13 protein-coding genes are annotated in these 15971 nt (G+C 75.4%); 7 read left to right on the top strand and 6 right to left on the bottom strand.

What is annotated here, in order from left to right; all coding sequences use genetic code 11:
- Positions 1-658: winged helix-turn-helix domain-containing protein (locus AB0O91_RS40140; protein WP_363444168.1), on the bottom strand; the 658-nt coding region annotated here is incomplete at its 3' end.
- A 70-nt stretch (positions 659-728) separates the two neighbouring features.
- Entirely contained in the window at positions 729-1226 is a 498-nt protein-coding gene (locus AB0O91_RS40145) for a hypothetical protein (RefSeq protein WP_363444171.1), read from the bottom strand.
- A 187-nt stretch (positions 1227-1413) separates the two neighbouring features.
- Between AB0O91_RS40145 and AB0O91_RS40150 the strand changes: the two genes are divergently transcribed.
- The gene (locus AB0O91_RS40150) at positions 1414-4311 is read left to right on the top strand and encodes an AfsR/SARP family transcriptional regulator (RefSeq protein WP_363444174.1); all 2898 of its coding nucleotides are present in this window, start codon (positions 1414-1416) and stop codon (positions 4309-4311) included.
- 71 nt (positions 4312-4382) lie between these two features.
- On the opposite strand, the gene AB0O91_RS40155 is transcribed toward AB0O91_RS40150, so the two are convergent.
- The 3 genes from AB0O91_RS40155 to AB0O91_RS40165 all read right to left on the bottom strand — a co-directional run bounded on the left by AB0O91_RS40155 (position 4383) and on the right by AB0O91_RS40165 (position 8065).
- The gene (locus tag AB0O91_RS40155; RefSeq protein ID WP_363444177.1) at positions 4383-5006 is read right to left on the bottom strand and encodes a sigma-70 family RNA polymerase sigma factor; all 624 of its coding nucleotides are present in this window, start codon (positions 5004-5006) and stop codon (positions 4383-4385) included.
- 195 nt (positions 5007-5201) lie between these two features.
- Positions 5202-5555, bottom strand: a complete 354-nt coding sequence (locus AB0O91_RS40160) for a hypothetical protein (RefSeq protein ID WP_363444180.1) — start codon at positions 5553-5555, stop codon at positions 5202-5204.
- Positions 5556-5812: 257 nt separating this feature from the next.
- On the bottom strand, positions 5813-8065 hold the full coding sequence (locus AB0O91_RS40165; RefSeq protein WP_363444183.1) for a hypothetical protein: 2253 nt from the start codon (positions 8063-8065) through the stop codon (positions 5813-5815).
- 465 nt (positions 8066-8530) lie between these two features.
- Between AB0O91_RS40165 and AB0O91_RS40170 the strand changes: the two genes are divergently transcribed.
- The 5 genes from AB0O91_RS40170 to AB0O91_RS40190 all read left to right on the top strand — a co-directional run bounded on the left by AB0O91_RS40170 (position 8531) and on the right by AB0O91_RS40190 (position 13823).
- On the top strand, positions 8531-10060 hold the full coding sequence (locus AB0O91_RS40170) for an NAD(P)/FAD-dependent oxidoreductase (RefSeq protein WP_363444186.1): 1530 nt from the start codon (positions 8531-8533) through the stop codon (positions 10058-10060).
- Positions 10057-11400 (top strand): glutamate-cysteine ligase family protein, encoded by a 1344-nt coding sequence (locus AB0O91_RS40175; RefSeq protein WP_363444189.1) that lies wholly within the window; start codon positions 10057-10059, stop codon positions 11398-11400. The genes AB0O91_RS40170 and AB0O91_RS40175 overlap by 4 nt, the downstream gene beginning before the upstream one ends.
- Positions 11401-11554: 154 nt before the next feature.
- Entirely contained in the window at positions 11555-11800 is a 246-nt protein-coding gene (locus AB0O91_RS40180) for a hypothetical protein (protein WP_363444192.1), read from the top strand.
- A 243-nt stretch (positions 11801-12043) separates the two neighbouring features.
- Positions 12044-12787: a class I SAM-dependent methyltransferase gene (locus AB0O91_RS40185; protein ID WP_363444195.1), complete on the top strand. Its 744-nt coding sequence runs from the start codon at positions 12044-12046 to the stop codon at positions 12785-12787.
- A gap of 79 nt (positions 12788-12866) precedes the next feature.
- Complete coding sequence (locus AB0O91_RS40190; RefSeq protein ID WP_363444198.1) at positions 12867-13823, top strand: phosphatidylinositol-specific phospholipase C; 957 nt, start codon at positions 12867-12869, stop codon at positions 13821-13823.
- Between the two features lie 56 nt (positions 13824-13879).
- On the opposite strand, the gene AB0O91_RS40195 is transcribed toward AB0O91_RS40190, so the two are convergent.
- Positions 13880-14986: a DUF2690 domain-containing protein gene (locus AB0O91_RS40195; protein ID WP_363444201.1), complete on the bottom strand. Its 1107-nt coding sequence runs from the start codon at positions 14984-14986 to the stop codon at positions 13880-13882.
- A gap of 374 nt (positions 14987-15360) precedes the next feature.
- Here AB0O91_RS40195 and AB0O91_RS40200 point away from each other — a divergent pair, with 374 nt between their 5' ends.
- Complete coding sequence (locus AB0O91_RS40200) at positions 15361-15861, top strand: helix-turn-helix transcriptional regulator (protein WP_363444204.1); 501 nt, start codon at positions 15361-15363, stop codon at positions 15859-15861.
- Positions 15862-15971 lie beyond the last annotated feature (110 nt).

Here is a 15971-nt window from a genome sequence, read left to right on the forward strand (position 1 = left end):
ACCCTCTTTTCATCTTCCGTTCTGTGGTGTTGGGTGTGGCGCTGGGTGCTTTTTCCTGTGGTGTGGGGCGGGGTGGGGGTGGGGGGCGGGGCCCGGGCCCTCCCTGCCCCCCCACCCCCCCCCCGCGGCCGGTCAGCAGCAGTCCCTCGGCCAGCCGGTCCAGCGCGCGCAGCCGCAGGTCGGTCAGGTGCGGGAGGGTGCGGGCGCGCAGCAGTTCGGACCCGCAGTCGGCGAGCGCGGGCCCGCGCCACAGGTCGAGGGCGGTGCGCAGCAGGCGGACGGTGGGGTCGTCCGTGCCCGGCGGGACGGCGGCAGCGGGCAGCAGGACTCCGGCCCGGTCGCAGAGCGCCCCGAAGCGGACCAGGTCGATCCGGTCGGCGTCCCCTTCCAGGACGTATCCGCCGCCCCGGGTGCCCAGGGCCAGCCCGGGGTCGTCCAGGTGCTGGCGCAGCGCGGCGACGTGCCCCTGGAGGGCGGCCCGGGCGGTGGGCGGCGCGTCGCCGTCCCAGACCAGCTCGATCAGCTCCTCGGCGGCCACCGGCTGGTTCAGCCGGACGGCCAGCGCGGCCAGCAGCGCGCGTCGTTTCGGGGCCGAGGGCGTGACCGGCGTGCCGTCCGCCCGGCGGACCGTCATCGGTCCGAGCAGCTCGATCTCCATGCTCACCTTTCCCGGTGCCGCGGTGTCCCGGCCCGTCTCAGGTTGGGACGACGGGCCGGAGGCCCCGGGTTCACTGCGCGGGCTCGTCGTCGGTCCGGGCCGGGAGCGGCTCCTGCCCGGCCGGGACGGGCTCGGCCCCGGTCCGGGCCGGGGTGCTCCGGCGCTCCGGCCCGGCCAGCACCTGGACGTCGAAGGGCTCGTACGCGTTGCCGTGGTCGCGGGCGGTGAACCCGGCCGACGCGAGGATCGCGATCATCGCGTCGGCCATCGCACGCCGGGCCTCGTCGGACTGCCGGAGGGCCGGGGTCCCCGCCCCGGCGGCGTCCCGGGCGTCCTCCGTCGCCCGGCCGCGCAGCCGGGGGCTCACGTGCCAGCTGACCAGGACGTCCAGGTCGGCCGTGCCGAAGTGCCGGTTCCAGGTGCTGACCCGGACCTCCGCGCCGGCGGCCAGGTCCTGGTCGAGGCCGGGCGGGACCAGCGGCAGTCCGGCGGCGGCGAGCGCGTCGCGGACCCGCTGGGCCAGCCGCTCGTACCGGGCGCTGACGTGTCGGTCGGAAGTCTCGTCCATGCCCGAACGCTATCCGGCCGGTCCGTCGGCCGGACAGGCAACCTTCCGGTACCGCGCTGCGGTCTGTTCGGGTGGCGGCCCGAGCGGGTCCGGGCGTTCGAGTACGAACCGGACATGTCCGGGTATTACACTGCTCGACCCCGAGGGCCGCCTTCAGGACTCGGGTGCGGGCGAGGTGGGGGTAAGGGTGCGGATTCGGCTGCTCGGGCCGGTGGAGCTCGAGGTGGCGGGCGGGCTGGCCACGCTGGCCGGGTCCCAGCGGCGGGCGATCCTGGCGCTGCCCGCGCTGCGGCTGGGACAGGTGGTCACCATGGACCAGTTCTGCGAGCTGCTGTGGGGGGACCGGCCCCCGCCCACGGCCCGGGCGGCGGTGCAGGGGCACGTCGCGGCGCTGCGCAAGGTGCTCGCCGACACCCCGTTCGAGCTGCACACCCGGGCCTGCGGCTACCTGCTGAGCGGGCCGGCCGACGAGGTGGACGCGCTGCGCTTCTCCCGGCTGGCCCGGCTGGCCGTCGAGCGGGCGGAGCGCGGTGCGGACGGCGAGGCGGTCGCGCTGCTGGAGGAGGCCCTGCGGCTGTGGCGCGGCGACGCGCTGGCCGACCTGCCCGACACCCCGCTGCGGTCCGCCACCGTGGACCACCTGAAGCAGTCCTCCACGGCCGCGCTGCTCCGCTGGGCCGGGCTGCGGCTGCGGCAGGGCACGGGCGCGGCGGCGGTGGCGCTGCTGGAGCAGAGCGTCCGGCGGGACGGGCTGCGCGAGGAGCTGGTGGCGCTGCTGGTGCGCTGCCTGCACCAGGCCGGGCGGCCCGCGGACGCGCTGAACGCCTACCACCGGACCAGGCTGCGGCTGGACCGCGAGCTGGGCATCCGACCGGGCCCGGCGCTGCGGGCGGCGTTCGCCGAGGTGCTCGCCGAGGACGGGGAGGAGGTGCCGGGAGCCGTCGGCACCGGGAACACCCCGGGCACCGCCCGGCCTGCCGCCGAACCGGCGGCAGAACCGTTTCATCACATCCCCCGGCAGCTCCCCCGCCTGGGCGTCCAGCTGATCGGGCGCGCCGCCGAGACGGCGTGGCTGGACCGCGCCTGCGCCACCGACCGGGCCACCGACGGACCGGCCCTGGTGGTCGGCCCGGCCGGCGCCGGGAAGAGCGCCCTGGTCGCCGCCTGGGCCCACCGGGCCGCCGCCCGCTTCCCGGACGGCGGGCTGTACGCCGACCTGCGCGGCCTCGACCCGGAGGGCCCCGCCGACCCCACCGCCGTCCTCGGCCGCTTCCTGGGCGCCCTCGGCGTCCCCGCCGACGCCCTGCCCGCCGACCGGGCCGGCCGCGCCGCGCTCTACCGCGACCGCACCCGGGGCCGCCGCATGCTGGTGGTGCTGGACGACGCCGCCGACGCCGACCAGCTCGCCGACCTGCTGCCGCAGGGGGCGGACTGCGCCGTCGTGGTCACCGCGCGCGGCTCCCTGGAGAAGCTGGTCGCCACCGACGACGCCGCCCTGCTGCGGCTCGCCGCCCTCCCCGAGGCCGACGCCCTGGAACTGCTGGCGCACCTGCTCACCCCCGAACGGCTGCACGCCGAACCGGAGTCCGCCGCCCGGCTCGTCCGGCTCTGCGAGCGCCTGCCGCTCACCCTGCGGATCGCCGCCGCCCGGCTGGCCGCCCACCCGGACTGGACGCTCGCCGACCTGGTCGCCGAACTCGCCGACGAACGCACCCGACTGGCCGCCCTGGACCTGGACGGCAGCACCGGCCTGCGCCACCGACTGATGCTGACGTACCGTCAACTCCCCTCGGACGCCGCGGAACTGCTCGCCCTGCTGGCCGTCCACCCCGGCCGCGAGGTGGACGGCCACGCCGCCGCCGCACTGCTCGACGGCGACGTCGCGACCGCCCACCGGGCGCTCGGCGAGCTGGCCGCCCGCCACCTGCTCACCGGCGCCGCGCCCGGCCGCTACCGGCGCACCGACCTGGTCCGGCTGTTCGGCGCCGACCTGCTGGCCGAGCGGCCCGACCGGTACCGCGAGGACGCCCGCACCCGCCTGCTGGACCACTACCAGGCCGCCCTGCTGCACTGCGGCGGCCACGTCGACCCCGGCCAGGAGGACGTCGGGGCGCCGGCCCGGCCGGAGCGGCCCGGCCCGCTCGACGTGGACGTCCGTACCGTCCCCGCCACCGACGTCCGCACCGCGCTCGACTGGTTCCGCGCCGAGGAGCCGGCGATCCGGGTGCTGATCGACCGGGCCGCCGTGACCCACCCCGACCGGGCCTGGCGGCTCGCCCTGACCACCGGTTCGCTGTACTACGGCGCCAGCCGCTTCACCGACTGGCTGGCCCGCGCCGACGTCGGCCTCGCGGCGGCCGAGCGCTGCGCCGACCCGGTCGCGACCGCCTTCCTGCACAACTGCCGGGCGCAGGCGCTGGTCGGACTGGAGCGCCGGCACGAGGCCGCCGAGGCGGCCCGCCGGGCGGTGGCCGCCGCCGGGTCCGCCGACGGGCCCGCCGCCGCCTCGGCCCGCGTCCGGGCCCTGGCCACCCTCGGCCTGGTCACCGCGATGCTCGGCGACGCCGTCGAGGCCCGCCGGCTGGCCGCGGCCGCGGCAGCGCTCGCCGTCGCCTCGGGCGACCGGAAGCGGCTGGTCGACGCCCTGGCCCACCAGGGCTGGGTGTGCCTGACCACCGGCGACCCGGCGGCCGCGCAGCGGCTGTCCCGGGAGGCCCGGGAGCTGCTGCCGCCCCGCCCCGTCACCCAGGTGCACCTGTGGTCACTGCTCACCGAGGCGCAGGCGCTGCCCCCGACCGTCCGGGACGACACCACGGACCTCGCCTGGCACCGGCTGCTGGCCGCCTGCGAGGAGACGGGCCTGCTCTACCTGCACGCGGTCGCCGAGCAGTGCTACGCGGCGCACCTGATGGCGCGCGGCCGGGTGCCGGAGGTGCGGCGCCGGCTCGTCTCGGCCCTGGAGCGCTTCCGCCGGCACGACCGGCTGTCGGGGCACCGCAGCGAACTGACGGCCGGCCTGGAGGCCTCGCTCAGCCTGCGCGGCGACGGCCGGCCCACCGACGACCGGCCGGCCGACGACCGGTGAACGCTCACCGGCCCCCGGCCGACGGCTGTCGGTCGGGGGCCGGGGGCCGGTGAGCGGCGCGCGCCCGGGGCTCAGCGGGTGACCGGGGCGTACCCGTGCTCCGCCGCCAGCACCGGCCGCAGCGCCCGGACCGCGTAGAAGTTGCGGGACTTCACCGTGCCCGCCGGCACCCCCAGCTCGACCGAGGCCTCCTGCACCGAGCGGTCCTTCAGGTGCAGCTCGACCAGCACCTCGCGGTGGTGCTTCTGCACCCGCCGCAGCGCCAGCGAGATGTCCCGGGCGACCACCACCTGCTCGTACGGGTCGTCGACCAGCGGGCGGTCCTCGACCTGCTCGCCGATCACCTCCTTGGCGCGGGCGGCGGCCATCCGGTAGTGGTCGATCGCGATCCGCCGGGCGACGGTGAACAGCCACGGGCGGCTCTGCTCCGGGCCCGCGGCCAGCGCCTCCGGGTGCTGCCAGGCGCGCAGCAGGGTCTCCTGGAGGATGTCCTCGGCCTTGCCGTAGTCACCCCGGGTGGCCCGGATCAGGGCGCGCAGCAGGTATCCGCCGTGCAGCCGGTGGATCTCGGCCAGGGTGTCGGGGTCGAGGGTCGGTCGGGCCGGGGCCGGCTCCGGGGTCGCCACGGCGGCAGCCGGGGGGCCTGCGGGCGGCTGGGCGACGGGCGTGGGCTGGGCGACGGACTGCTTCGACACGCGCTACCTCTCAGGTCGGGCAAAAGCACACGGCAGGGCTTCCGCCGGACATCCCCCGTGGCGGCAACAGCAGACTGCCGGGCGCCGCCAAGGACCTGCCAACGATCCGCCAACGCCCGCCCACCCGGCACCCGACCGGCCGCCGGGTGCCGCCCCGGTACCGTGCCGGTACCGTGCCGGTACCCGCGCCCCGGCTCAGCCGCCGTTGAGCGCCCGCACCAGCTCCTGCACCCCGTCCTCGCCCCGGTGCTCGATCAGCACCGCGACCCACCCGGCCAGCCGCTCCCGCTCCGCCACCGTCCACCCCGGCGCGGACGGGTGCTCGTCCACCACCAGCGACCGCGCCACCGCCAGCAGTCCGGGCGTCGGCTCCGTCAGCTCCCGGCGGTCCGGCAGCACCGCGAGCGCCAGCCCCCGGGCGACGGCCGTCACCTCGGCCGCGGTGCCGGCGGGCACCGCCAGCCCTGGCGGCCCCGGCAGCTCCGGCGCCCCCATCCGCACCAGGGCCGCGATGTACGCCCGCAGCTCCGGCCCGTCGTCCGCTTCCATTGCGCGTTCCTCCCCCGTCCCGTTCCGATCAACGTGGCTGCCGCCGAGCGGGGTTCAGCCGCGGCCCGCGGGTGCCACCCGGTCGGCACGGGCGCGGCCGGGCGTCGCCACCACGACACCGTCCGGCCGAGCCGGTCCACATTCTCCCCGGTCCGGCCCGGAGTCCGCGCGTCCGACCCCCGAGCCGGCCGGCGGGCCGACGGACGGCGGCCGGCCGGGGGCGGGTACCCCCGGCCGGCCGCCGGTCGTGCTCCGGGCTACTGGGCCGTCTGCGCCACCGGGGTCTGGTACGGGTGGTGGTGGGTCTCGCCGACGTGCAGCTCCTCGGCCGGCTTGCCGGCGAGCTGCGGCAGCACATGGGTGCCGAACGGGTCGGTCACGGTCACCGCGGCGCCGCTGCGCTTCACCGCGTGCGGCGAGCCGACCGCGTACGAGGCGAGCGCGATCCCGCCGCTCGGGCTCGGGCTCGCACCGCCGGTGGTGCCGAACAGCGAACTCGCCACGCTGAGGCTGGTCGGCGCGCTGCCGAGCGTGGTGTACCCGGACTGCTCCCCGCCGTAGGCGCTGCCGAAGGCGGCTCCGCCGGTCACGGTGGTGCCGCTGGGCACGGTGACCGGGACGCCGGTGCCGGCCGGGCCCTGCACGGTGACCACGCCGCCCTGGACGTAGCCGCTGACGGTGCCGGAGTTGCCGGTCTGCTGCCAGGCGGTCTGCTGCTGCAGGGTGGTGCCCGCGTCGGTCAGCGTCTGGTCCACCATCGGGGTGTCCGCCGTGTACCAGCCGCGGTACGTGGAGAGGATGCCGGTCAGCGCCTGCAGGGCGAGCCGGTCGTCCGTCAGGTTCGACTGGTGCATGAAGAACGGACGCGGGTCGTTGCTGAGCACGTACCCGAGGGTGATCTTGACCTGCATCGGCAGGACGTAGTTCGCCCAGCCGGCGTTCAGGTCCAGCGGCGGGATGCAGGTGGTGGTGGTCGGGTTGGCCTCGCAGTTGCCGCTGCCGCCGTTGGCCTTGGAGTTGTAGAGCCAGTTGTACTCGCTCACCTCGTCGGACTGGGTGGAGACGTTGTAGAAGACGTTGATCGGGTGGCGCGGCACACCGAGCGCCGAGGCGATCTGGCGCTGGCCGGTCTCCCGGGAGGCGTCCACCCCGAGCCACTGGATGTTGTTCTGGCTGAGCGCGGCGAGGAAGTTCGGGCTGTCGTTGGGCTGCTGCGGCAGCATCACGGTGCCGGAGTGCTCACCCGCGACCAGCTCGCCCGGCCGGAACGGCAGCCCGTTGGCCTGGCCGAACTGGATGTTCTGCTGGATCTGGCTGCTGACGGTGGCCTGGTCGACGTACTGGATCGCACCGGTGGAGTCGGTCTGGCACTTCCAGGGGATCACCGTGAAGTTCTGCACGCAGCCCAGGAACGGGTGCTGGTAGGTGTGGTTGAGCCACATGAAGCTGTTCTTGTTCGCCAGCAGGGCGGTGGTCAGCGGGTCGGTGCCGCCGTCGGCCTGCGCGTAGTCCAGGCTGGGGCCGCCGTTGAACAGGAAGTCCAGGGTGTAGTTGTTCTGCTGCTCCCAGGCGACGGTGGCGGCGACGTCCGCGGGCGTCATCCGGATCGCCGTGGTCGCCGGGACGCTGCCCACGCAGTCGCCCTCGCCGGGGGTGCAGTGACCGCTCTGGCTCCACCGGGAGTTGGCGTTGAAGAGGTCGTCGATGTGGGCGGAGAAGTAGTTGCGCCAGTAGCCGAGGTGGACGCCCTTGGTGACCCAGTCCACGATGCCGTGCGCCAGCAGCCGGAACTGCTGCTGGTAGTAGTTGTAGGCGAAGGTCAGCACCAACTGCTGGCGGCCGCCCGAGGTGTAGACCCCGGCGAGGGTGCCCTGGGTGCCGGTGCCGGGGATCGTCTCGGTCAGGAACGGCTCGAAGTGCGAACCGGTGGCCGGGTTGTCGGGCAGCGGGGTGGGCAGGTAGCCGTACGAGCCGCTGCCGCCGGCGGTGCCCTCGAAGCTCACCGGGCCGTTCAGGTAGTGGAAGGCGTCCCCCCGCGCGGAGGCGGTCGCGGTGGCGGTGGTGGCGTCGAAGGAACCGGACCAGGTCGGCGCCGCCAGACCGGTGTTGGCGCCGGGCCAGACGTAGGCGTCCACCTGGCGGACCTGGTAGCCCTGCTCGTACCCGGCCAGGGTGCTCAGCTCGGTGGCGGAGAGCTGGGTCGGCGCGTCGTTGGGCAGCACGACGCCCTCGAAGTGCCCGTGCGGGGTGCCGTCGGCCAGGGTGTCGGCCAGGAAGCCGGCGGTGATGGTGGCACGGCTGCTGCTGGTCAGGTCGATGACGGTGGTCGGCACGCCCTCGGCGGAGAGCTGCTGCCGGATCCCCTCGACCCAGGGGTTGCCGTCGGTGACCACCAGCACCTTCAGGTCCACCCGCGAGCTGGTGGCGGAGGCCGGGACGACGGTGGCCAACCCGATCACCGCGGTGGTGACGGCCAGCGCGACGGCGGGGAGGAAGCGGAAGGCCTTCACGCGGAAGCCCCCTGCGGTATTGCGGTGAGTCGACTCATGGGAGCCGATAATGCCCCGCCGGGATCACCCCGCGCAGCCGCCTGGGAACAAGGTTTACCAAGGGCTGGGGAATTGCTGGCAGAAGCCGCTTCCGGAGCCGTTCCGCACTCAATGTCCGCCGCGTGAACGGCATTTGATGACAGCATGATCAGCGGGCCACCACCAGGGCTTTCACCGCTCCGCCCCCTTCGGGGCGGCCGCATCCCGGGCTTCCGACAGGCGCCTGACAATGCCCGGCCGACGCCCGCCGATCCGGCCTTTTCCCGCCACCGCCGGAATACCGGCCGGGTCAATTCCCGGCGTAGCAGGCTTGGCCCGGCCGGCCCGTCTCCGCCCCGTCACCCGCATCGGCGCCGCCGAGTGGCACACGAACGGCGCCTCGCCCAGGCTGGGCGGAGGTCCGGTCGCCAGATGGGTACGGTGTCGATGTTCGATACGAGCTTTGCGTTCCCGCGCTCCCTGCTGGACCCGGTCCCCGGCGCCCGCGGCCGGGTTGCCGTGATCGGGGCGGGCGTCGCCGGCCTGGTCTGCGCGTACGAGCTCCAGCGGCGCGGATTCGACGTCGCGGTGTACGAGCGGGCCAACCGGCCGGGCGGCCGGGTGCGCACCCACCGCTTCTGGGACGGCACCCACGTCGACCTGGGCGCCATGCGCATCCCCGGCAACCACCACTGCGTGCTGCACTACGTCTCCCGGTTCCGGCTGGAGACCCGCCCGTTCGTCAACGCCAACCCGCGCGCCTACTACCACCTGCGCGGCCGCCGGGTCCGGGTCCAGGACGTGGCCGCGCTGTACCCGGCGTACGCGCTGCGCCCCGGCGAGCGACAGGCCCCCGCCCCGCTGCTGGACCGCCTGCTCGGCTCGGTCTGGAGCGCCCTCGGCGCCGAACAGCAGCGCCGCACCCTGGCCGGGCACTGGGACGACCCGGCGCTGGAGCGGGCCGCCTCGGTCTCGCTCTGGCAGTTCGTCCACGAGCACCTGTCGGAGGACGCCTGGGACCTCATCGGCCAGGCCACCGGCCTCGCCCACTACGAGCAGTCCTCGCTGCTGGAGGTGCTGGTCGACTACTTCGGCCTGTTCCACCGCGGCCAGGTCGAGCTGGTGGACGGGCTGGACGCGCTGGTCCACGCCTTCGTCCGCGCCCTCCGCCCCGGCAGCGTCCGGCTCTCCGCCCGGATCGACGAACTGGCGCTCACCCCGGACGGCGTCCGGCTCCACGGCCGGCGGTTCGGCGCCCCGCTCGACGACCACGCCGACTACGTGGTGTGCTGCGTCCCGGCGCCCGCGCTGGACCGGATCGCCGTCACCCCCGAGCTGCCCCACCCCCAGCGGCACGCCGTGCGCGGCATCAGCTACGCCAGCAGCACCAAGACCGTCCTCCACCTCACCCGCCGCCGGTGGGAACTGGAGGACGGCATCCACGGCGGCGGGAGCTTCACCGACCTGCCGATCCAGCAGTGCTGGTACCCCTCCGACAACGCCGTGCCGGTCGAGGACGGCGTCAACGGCTCCGGCCCGCGCTGGGCCGCCCGCGACCCGCTGCGCTCGGCCGAACCGACCGCCCTGCTCGGCGCCTACCTGTGGGGCGCCAACGCCCGGCGCCTCATCGCGCTGCCCCCGGCCGAACGGGACGCCCTGGTGCTGGACTGCCTGGAACGGCTCCACCCCGGCATCACCGCGGACGTCGACGACATCGTGCACTGCGACTGGGACGTCCGCACCGGCACCGGCGGCGGCGCCTTCGCCCACCTGACCCCCGGCGAGCACACCCGCTACCTGACCGCACTCGGCGCCCCGCACCCGGCCGCCGACCCCCGGATCTTCTTCGCCGGCGAGCACCTGTCCGGCGCCCACGCCTGGTGCCAGGGAGCCGCCCGGTCGGCCCTGGACGCCGTGGCCGCCCTGCTCGACCGGGCCGGCCACCCCCGGACGGCCGCCCGGGTCGGCACCCCGTGACGGACCCCGGCCTGACCCGGGCGGACCTGCGCGCCCCGTTCCGGCCCGGCCGGAGCGAGCTGGTCGGCCTCGAGGTCGAGTGCGGGCTGCTCGACCCGGCCACCGCACTGGCCGCCCGCTACTCCGGCGAGCGCGGCATCCTGGCCGTCCTGGAGGCGGTGCTGGCGCGCTGGGGCGGCACCCGGCAGGAGGACGCCGGGCGGCTGACCGGCGTGCTGCGCCCGGACGGCAGCCGGATCACCCTGGAGCACGGCGGCCAGCTGGAGTACTCCTCCGCCCCGGCCCCCGGAGTCGGCGCGGCGGTCGACGACATGCACACGGCGCTGGAGCAACTCGCCGCACTGGTCGACCGGTTCGGCCTAGCCCTGGTGCCCGGCGGCAACCAGCCCTTCGACCGGCCGGCCGCCATGGAGTGGGTGCCGATGACCAGGGGCGCCATCATGCGGGAGCACTTCGCCGGGCTGGGGGCCCCGGGCAGCCGGGCGCCGTACGTCATGGCGCTGTCGCTCTCCACCCAGGTCACCCTGGACTACCTCTCCCCCGAGGACTTCACCCGGAAGCTGCGGACCCAGATGGCGGCCGCCCCGGTGGTCTCCGCACTGCTGGTCAACTCCCCGCTCCAGGAAGGGCGTTCGAACGGCCTGCTGTCCCACCGCTGCTGGTCCTGGCTGCGGATGGACCCGGAGCGCTGCGGCGTGCTGCCCCCCGCGCTGCACCCCGGCGTCACCCCGGACGACGTGGTCGACTGGGCGCTCGACCGCCCGCTGATCCACTACCGCGACCCGGCCGGCCGGCACCGCCCGGCCCCCCGGCGCACCTTCGCCGAGCTGCTCCGGCACGGCTTCCCCGACGGCACCCGGCCGACCGCCGCCCACTGGGCCGGCCACCTCGACCAGCTCTGGACCAACACCCGGGTCCGCGGCACCCTGGAACTGCGCGCCGCCGACGGCCCGCCCTACCCCCTCATCGGCGCCCTCCCCGCGCTCTGGACCGGCCTCAGCTACCACCCCGGCGCCCTGGCCGCCGCCTGGGACCTGCTCGGCGCCTACACCCTCGCCCAGCACCGCGCCGCCCTCGCCGAACTGCCCGTCCGCGGTCTCGCCACCCGGCTGGGCGGCGACCCCGTCCGCCCGCTCGCCGCCGAACTGCTGCGCCTCGCCCGCGCCGGCCTGTCCGCCCGCGTCGCGGCCGGACTCGAACCGCCGCACGTGCCCGCCCAGCTGGACCCGCTGGACGAGATCGTCGCCACCGGGCACACCCTCGCCGAGCAGTCCCTGCGGCGCTGGCACGGCGAGTTCGGCCGCGACCCGGCCCGCTACGTCGCCGCCCACCGGGTCTGACGCCCGGACCACCGGGCGCGGCGCCGCCAGGCGCCCGTCAGGGGCCCGTCAGCAGGGCGTCAGCGGTGCGTCAAACCCCCGCCGGACGTGCACGGAACGGCGCAAGCTGAGGAACGCACCTGCAGGTCCGCAGGTCCTTCCGGAGGTGAGTCGCATGTCCGTCATCGCTGCGTTCCATTCCGTCGTCCCCGACGTGCGCCGCCGGGGCCCCGGACTGCGCGCCGTCTTCTCCCAGGTGCTGGACCGGCTGGCCGCCAGCCCGCTGGACAGCTCCGTGCTGGGCGCGATGGGCGCGCCGCGCTCGACCGAGCGCCCGGCCGGGCTGCACGCCGAGTGGCACACCGTCACCCGTGCGGACGGGAGCACCGCGCTGGAAGCCGACTGGCGGCCGGGGCGCTAGGGTCCGCCGTCGGACCCCCTGGCCGTCGGACCCCGTCGGCGAACTTCCGGCGTCGGGCCGCCGACGTCAACCGCCGACGTCAACGAGCCGACCGCCGACCGCCGTCGGCGGGATCCCGGGCCCGGCCGCGCCAACGCGACAGGCCGGGCCCGCGGTCCTTGCCCTTCCGGACCCGGGACCGATAGACACGGTCCCGACACCCTGCGTGACGGCACGGTGCGTGACATCCGGAGGTCCCCCGCCATGAGCGTGACGAGTCGGTACCGGGAAGCCTGGGAGGGCTTCTGGCGCGAGGCCCCCGAGGCCCCCGGCTCGGTGGCCTGGGACGCCGAGCCCGCCCTCACCGCGGAACGCCACCTCACGCTGTTCGAACCCCACGTGAACGATCGTGCGTTGCCCGTGGTCGACCTGGGCTGCGGCAACGGCCGGCAGACCCGCTTCCTCGCCGACCGCTTCACCCGGGTCCTCGGCGTCGACCTGTGCGACACCGCGCTCGACCTCGCCCGGCGCCAGGACCCGGCGCAGCGGGCCGAGTTCGCCCGGCTGGACGCCACCGACGCGGACGCCGTCAGCGCCCTGCACGGGCGCCTGGGCGACGCCAACGTGTACGTCCGCGGCCTGATCCACCAGAGCGAGCCGGCCGACCGCCGCCCGGTCGCCGAGGCCGTCGCCACCCTGGTCGGGGCGGACGGCCGAGCCTTCGTGGTGGAGCCGTCCGCGGCGGCCAAGGACGTCCTGAAGGCGCTGGTGCAGGCCCCGGACGGGCCGCCGCCGAAGCTGCGTCCGGTGTTCGCCCACGGCCTCGCCCCCGCCGAGGTGGCCGACGCGACCTTCGGTGAACTGTTCCGCGCGGCCGGCCTCACCGTCCTCGCCTCGGGCGAACTCCCGCTGCACCTGACCGAGTTCACCCCGGCCGGCGAGCGGATCGAGCTGCCGTCCCGGTGGCTGGTGGTCGGCCGGGACGGTCAGCAGCCGGTCCGCGGCTGAACCCGTTGACGCGGCGGCCCCGTTCGACCAGTGTCGGGGCAGTCGTCACAGCCGCGCGCGGGGCAGAGGGAGCCGGGCCATGGGCATCGCACGTCGTGATCTTCTCAGGTGGGGCGCCGGAGCCGCCGGTGCGGCGGCGGCCGGAGGCCTGCTCGGCGCACCCGCCGCCCGGGCCGCGGGCCGCTCGACCACCCCGGGCGGGCTGCCCACCGACAGCTGGATGGGGCGGCTGGACGGCAGCCTCTCGCTGCTCGACCTCACCGTCCCGGGCACCCACGACTCCTGCTGCCAGAACCCCTGGTACGGCACCGAGTGGTCGCACACCCAGAACTGGGGCATCCCGCAGCAGTTGCAGGAGGGCGTGCGCTTCCTCGACATCCGCTGCAACGGCCTGGAAGGGGCGCCGGACGAGCTCGGGATCTACCACTCCGACGCCTACCAGCACATCCGGCTCCAGGACGTGCTGGACCAGTGCCGGTCCTTCCTGCGGGCGCAGCCCGGCGAGACCGTCCTGATGCGCCTCAAGAACGAGCACGCCGGCGGGCAGGCGCTGGACGACGCGGAGTTCCAGCGGCGGGTGAACCACTACCTGGACGCCCTGGGCTACCGCGACCTGTTCCACTTCCAGGGCTGGCCCACCCTGGCCACGGCCCGCGGCAAGGTCGTCCTGCTCGCCGACTTCGCCAACCCGTGGGGCCTGATCGACTGGTCCAGCGGCCGGAACGACTGGTTCGACACCCAGGACGTCTGGCAGATCGGCGGCCTGGACGCCCTGGGCGAGAAGGGCCGGGACATCGTCGCCCAGTTCGACCGGGCCTTCCTCAACCCGCGGTACCCGAAGATGTTCGTGAACTTCCTCAGCTACGCGGGCGGCTACTGGCCCAAGACCAGCTCGCAGACCCTGATGGACCGCGCCGTCTACCCGTACCTGAGCGCCCGGACCGGGCAGCGGGCCCGGTTCGGCATCGTCCCGATGGACTTCCCGGACTTCCACGTGAACGTGCTGCAGATGCTCGTCGACAAGAACTTCGTCTAGTGCAGGTGGTGCAGGTGGTGCGGGTGGCCGGGCCGCGGCCCGGCCACCCGGTCCGTTCAGGGGGACGGGACCGAGACCGGGGCCGCGGTCGGGGGCGCGCCCGCGCTCGGGGTGGTGACGGCCGGGGTGGTGACCGCCGGGGCGGGGGTGTTCGAGGCGGCCCAGGCGGCGGGGTCGGTGACCAGGCCGGTGCAGCCGTCGCCGTCCTGCTGGTGGCCGCAGACCCGCAGGGTGATGCCGGGTGCGCCGGCGTCGACCATCTTCGAGTAGTTGTCGTAGCCCCAGTGGATCAGGGTGGACTCCTGCCCGCCGGTGCTGGTGGTGATGGTGGCGGTGTTCCCGGGGGAACCCTCGGCGATGCCCGCCCAGGCGGCCCGGCAGCGGGGGCTGTAGTGGACGTAGAGGACGACCTTGCCGATGTTGCCGGTCAGCAGGGTGCGGTCGTCGGCCTCGCAGCCCATGGTCTCCGGGTCCTTGCCGACGCAGCCGACGCTCCGGCAGAGCGGCGCGGGCAGCGACTCCATGGAGGCCACGGTCGGCACCCCGCTCGCGGCCGGGGTCCTGGCGGGCGCCGCCGCGGCGCTGCCGTCGCCGTTCAGGCCGTGCAGGTAGAGGCTCGCGACCAGGACGAGCACGGCGACGACGGCGAAGGCCAGCAGGGCCTGCGGCCGGCGCCACCCGGCGGCCCGGGCGAGGGCGGACAGGCGGTCGGCCGGCCGGACGGGGTCGGCGGCGGGGGGCAGGGTGGCGGGCGCGACGGCGGGGACGGGGTCGGCGGCGGGGACGGGCTGCGGCCGGGGCTGCTCGGGCAGCGGCTCCGCCCCGGGCCGGGCTCCGGCTCCTGCGCCTGCTTCGACTCCGGCTTCGGCCGCGGCCACCGGCGCCTCGGCCGGGCCGCGAGCGGCCGCCTCGGCCTGCCGCAGCAGGGAGGTCAGCAGCTCGGCGTCGCAGTCGAACGCGGCGGTCAGACCGGCCAGCGCCTGGGAGGTGATCAGGCGCTTGCCGTTCAGCCAGCGCTCCCAGGAGGCCTTGCTCAGGTAGGTCCGCTTGCCGAGTTCGGCGAGCGAGATCCCGTGCGCGTCCTTGACGGCGCGCAGCTCTTCGGCGAGCCGCCGGGCGGGTTCCGAAAGGTCCCCGGGAAGCGGTTTCCAGGACTGACTCATCGCAGGGGCACCTCTGGAGGGTCGACGGGCAGACATGGACCGATCATCTTTCGGGTGATCAGTTTAATCGCGTCCCGGACCGGGTCCCACGCCGTCCCCCGCCACCCCGTCACCCCCGGCCCACTGTCTCAACCGTCCGTGGAGCGTCGTCCCAAGCCGCAGCTCAGCGGCCCTGGGACGGGTCACATCGTCTCAGAACCATCGGAGATGGTCGAAGATCGGTGCAGGATCCCGCAGAGTTGGCGGCGCCGGGTAGCCCCGAGGTCAACACCGGTTCTGGTCCGGGTAAAGAGGGGGTAGGGACCGACGAGGGCGCCCGGTGCAGCACGGAGCACCACAACGGTCACCTCAGAGGAAGTTCGGGGAGATACCTCATGGGCCGCCACCACGCGTCCGACATCACATCACCATCACCATCACCGTCACCCGCCGACCGTCTCGCCGGCGAACTGCAGTCGCTGAAGTCCGGCTCGGGCCTCACCTACGCCCGGCTCAGTGAACGCACCCACTACGCGAAGTCCTCGTGGGAGCGCTGGGTGAACGGGAAGCAGTTCCCCCCGCGCGACGCGGTGCAGAGCATCGCCTCCGTCTGCGGGGGCGACGCCGAACAGCTGCTGGAGCTGTGGCGGCTCGCGGAGAGCCGTCGGGTCCTGTCCACCCCGCCGGGCGCCCCGGTGCCCGGCGGCACCGCCCTCTGCGCCGACCCGGACGACGGGCAGCCGTCCGACGGCCCCCGGACCGACGGGGAGCGGGCCGACTGCCCGCACCGCCGGGAGGCCGCCCGGATGCGGGGACTGGTCCTGATCACGCTGGCCGTCGGGGCCGGCGGGGTGCTGGCCGCCGCCGGCCGGCGGACCCTGCGCCGCGTGGTCTGACCGGCCGGTCGCCCGGGCAGACGGAAGGACCCGGCACCGCGCCCCGTGGGGAGGGCGGGCGATCGCCCGACCTCTCCAAGCTCCCAGCCCGCCCCCGCCCGTGGCCTCCG

The organism is Kitasatospora sp. NPDC089797, assembly GCF_040684795.1.
In the GTDB taxonomy this organism is placed as follows: domain Bacteria; phylum Actinomycetota; class Actinomycetes; order Streptomycetales; family Streptomycetaceae; genus Kitasatospora.

Bases quoted from the DNA above. Each gene is read 5' to 3' on its own strand.
- AB0O91_RS40145 (WP_363444171.1), bottom strand. From the start codon at position 1,226: ATGGACGAGACTTCCGACCGACACGTCAGCGCCCGGTACGAGCGGCTG.
- AB0O91_RS40160 (WP_363444180.1), bottom strand. From the start codon at position 5,555: ATGGAAGCGGACGACGGGCCGGAGCTGCGGGCGTACATCGCGGCCCTG.
- AB0O91_RS40170 (WP_363444186.1), top strand. From the start codon at position 8,531: ATGTTCGATACGAGCTTTGCGTTCCCGCGCTCCCTGCTGGACCCGGTC.
- AB0O91_RS40180 (WP_363444192.1), top strand. From the start codon at position 11,555: ATGTCCGTCATCGCTGCGTTCCATTCCGTCGTCCCCGACGTGCGCCGC.
- AB0O91_RS40185 (WP_363444195.1), top strand. From the start codon at position 12,044: ATGAGCGTGACGAGTCGGTACCGGGAAGCCTGGGAGGGCTTCTGGCGC.
- AB0O91_RS40190 (WP_363444198.1), top strand. From the start codon at position 12,867: ATGGGCATCGCACGTCGTGATCTTCTCAGGTGGGGCGCCGGAGCCGCC.
- AB0O91_RS40195 (WP_363444201.1), bottom strand. From the start codon at position 14,986: ATGAGTCAGTCCTGGAAACCGCTTCCCGGGGACCTTTCGGAACCCGCC.
- AB0O91_RS40200 (WP_363444204.1), top strand. From the start codon at position 15,361: ATGGGCCGCCACCACGCGTCCGACATCACATCACCATCACCATCACCG.